Origin of the sequence: Mesohalobacter halotolerans, assembly GCF_006120725.1 — a bacterium.
In the GTDB taxonomy this organism is placed as follows: Bacteria; Bacteroidota; Bacteroidia; order Flavobacteriales; family Flavobacteriaceae; genus Psychroflexus; species Psychroflexus halotolerans.
This window is the reverse complement of sequence record NZ_SWMU01000008.1, coordinates 1-2,955: the sequence shown is the minus strand read 5'-3', so window position 1 is coordinate 2,955 and position 2,955 is coordinate 1. Positions and strand designations below refer to the sequence as shown.

The 2,955-nt window shown below is 48.1% G+C and carries 1 pseudogene; it reads left to right on the top strand.

The annotated features are described in order from the left end of the window. Positions 1–2,955, top strand: a pseudogene (locus FCN74_RS12110) (hypothetical protein); the annotation flags it as partial.

Genomic DNA, 2,955 nt, shown 5'->3' with positions numbered 1-2,955 from the left:
TAGAAAACCAAGGCGATACAAGTTGCTTTGAGGTAGCCAGCTTTGAGCTGTCAGTGACAGACTCAGCCCCAGTCAACTTAGACCCACCGGATTTGGTCGAATGCGACGATGACAACGACGGGTTTTTCAATAATTTTGACCTGAGCAGTCAAGACGATGTTATCAGCTTAGGCAATCCTGACGTGCAGGTGACCTACCACTTGACCCAATCAGATGCCGATAATAATGTTGGCGCATTGAGTTCGCCTTATGCCAACGTGGTAGAGACCACCCAGACGATTTACTTTAGAACCGAAGATACTAACAATGGCTGCACACAGGTAAGCAGTTTTACACTTGAGGTGGTCGACAGTCCGCTGCTGACCCCGATAGCCGAGCCGATAGCCGTGTGTGATGACAATACCGACGGATTTTTATTTTTCGATTTAACCCAAGTTGAGCCAGAAGTCTTAGGCAGTTTAGACCCAACGGACCTAGACATTAGCTACCACCTGAACCAGACCGATGCCGAAGACGACCAGAATGCAATCGGCCAGCCCGATAACTATCAAAACATGAGTAATCCGCAGACGATTTGGGTGCGGGTCACCGATACCAGCAACAGCCAGGGCTGTTTCAACATAGAGCCGATTGATATAGAGGTCTTGCCCTTACCGGATATTGTAGATCCGGAGCCCCTAGCGGTCTGTGATGATGAGACCGGCGGAGACTTAAGCGATGAGATTGCCACCTTTGATCTGAACGATAAGATTGATGAGATCACCCAGGGTAATAATGAGCTCAACGTTGAGTTTTTTGAGACCCCGGCCGATCTGACCAACGATAATCCGATAGCGCCAATAGACAGCTACGTCAATACGAGCAACCCTCAGACGATAGAGGTAAAGGTCACCAGCCAGACCACGGGCTGTGAATCCTTTACCAGTTTAACCTTAGTGGTGGATCCCATTCCAAGTTTAGCCCCAACCTTAGAACCACTAGAGGTGTGTGATCCGGACAACGACGGTTTTGGAGAGTTTGACCTTGAGGCGGCCATTGTTGACATACTGAACAATGAGCCCGAGGTGACCATCACTTTCCACCTGACCCAGGCCGATGCCGATTTAGGACTCAACCCGATAGACACCACACAGCCCTTTGGCACGAACAACCCGAACCAACAAACCCTTTATGTGAGGGCTGAGAATACCGGTCCCAACGGCGATGATGGAACCGGATGTTTTGACACCAGGCCATTAGATTTAATCGTCATTCCAAGTCCAGAGATAGAGAACTTAGAAGACTTAACGCGCTGTGATGATGAGACGCCCAATGGCTTTGCCAGTTTTGATTTAACCCAAAACACCCCGGAGGCATTAGGCAACCAAGATCCCACAGACATAGAAATCACCTATCACGAGACCCAACAAGATGCCGAGGATGGCACTAATGCCATAGCCGTACCGAGCAACTATACGAACATCACCAATCCACAGACCATATATGTCAGAATCGAAAATACAGAAAGCGGCTGTGTAGACTTGTTTGACTTTGCAGATGATACCAATAATAGTTTTACTTTAACGGTAGAGCCCCTACCGGAGATTATTACGCCAAGTCCATTAGAGGTGTGTGATGATGACGATAATCAAAATCCCTTTCCACAGACCAGTTTTGACTTGACGCAAAAAGAGCCCGAGATGGTGGGGCAGACGGTGGTGCCGTCCAACTTTCAATTCACCTATTATGAAAGTCAAGCCGATTTGGACAACGACAATCCTATAGCCGACCCGACGGCTTATACCAACACCAGTCAGCCGCAGAACATCTACGTACAAGTGGTCGATACCGGAACACAAGAGCAATGTGCCGATACGGTGGTCATGACCATCAGCGTATTGCCATTGCCGAGTCCAAGTGAGACCGATGCGGATGTGCTCAGATTAGAGGGCTGTGATGATGACAATGACGGCGTGGCTAATAATCCATTCAATTTAACCCAAAGCGGTAATTTGATTGCTGGATCAGAGAATGTCACGATCAGTTACTATACGACCCAAAGCGGAGCACAAACCCAGGATGCCAATGATGAGATTACCACACCAAACGCTTATGTAAATGATCCGAGTTTAAATGAGACTGATGCGAGTGGCAACCCGACGAACATCCAGATCATCTATGCCCGAGTCGACAATGCTGTAGCAGGGAACTTCTGTTTTGTGATAGTACCTTTTGAACTAGAGGTGCACCCGGCTCCGGAGCTCAATCCAAATGGCACCCCGTTTGGGTATACCTTATGTGAAGATACGGATACTAACCCCGGAGTAGCGACGATCTTCTCGACCCAGGACATTACAGACAACCTTTGGGATTTAACCGATGGCAGCAGTGATGTACTGATCCCGCTTTTAGACCCAAATACGACGCCAGCACAAGACCTGAATGATTTTACGGTGACCTACCATCAGAGTGAGCAAGAGGCCGAAGATGGGATAAACGGGATATCACCGGGTTATCAAGGCACAGATGGAGAAGTTTTATATATCCGTGTGACCAATCTAGCTACAGGCTGTTATAATACCGGAGCGATTGGTCAGGTTGAATTAGAAATACAGCCCCGACCAGAGATAGCCGAGACTAATCCGGATGATATTGTCTTATGTGCAGAAGCTGTAGACTCACCAGAGGTAGGCAGTGTAGACCTGACCCAGCAAGACGACCAGGTCAATCCGGGATCACCGGCCAATACGATGGTGGTGTACTATGAAGGGATGATGAATTTTAATAACGCCACCCCGATAGAAGATCCTACCAATTATCAAACCAGTCAAGCCCCACAGACAATCATTGCCGAGGTCGTGAATACCCAGACCTTGTGTGAGTCGAGTAGTTTTGTCAGTTTTGATGTGATCGTCAACCCCTTACCCAATGTAGACATCAGCGGATTTGATGGTGCGATTGTGTGTATAGATGAAG